The sequence below is a fragment of the Psychrobacter sp. TB20-MNA-CIBAN-0197 genome, assembly GCF_040309765.1.
Taxonomy (GTDB): Bacteria; Pseudomonadota; Gammaproteobacteria; order Pseudomonadales; family Moraxellaceae; genus Psychrobacter; species Psychrobacter submarinus.
On record NZ_JBEOPC010001331.1, the window covers coordinates 1 to 239 of the forward strand.

The window sequence follows — 239 nt, forward strand, 5'->3', positions numbered from 1 at the left end:
TGTTTCAGCAGGCGATAAAATCCCTCGTAAAGGTGGACCTGGCATCATGAAATCTGACTTACTTATTATTAATAAAACCGATCTTGCCCCTTTAGTAGGCGCATCGCTTGAGGTTATGGCACATGATGCGAAAAAAATGCGCGGCGATAAGCCGGTAGTCTTTAGTAACATGAAAACAGGCGAAGGGCTTGATGACATTGTAGCCTTCATCCTTGATAAAGGCATGATAAGTGTGGCGT

1 protein-coding gene is annotated in these 239 nt (G+C 43.9%); it reads left to right on the forward strand.

From position 1 onward, the window contains the following. Positions 1-239 (forward strand): GTP-binding protein (locus tag AAEY83_RS18275; RefSeq protein ID WP_351061532.1); only part of this gene is annotated, 239 nt, incomplete at both ends.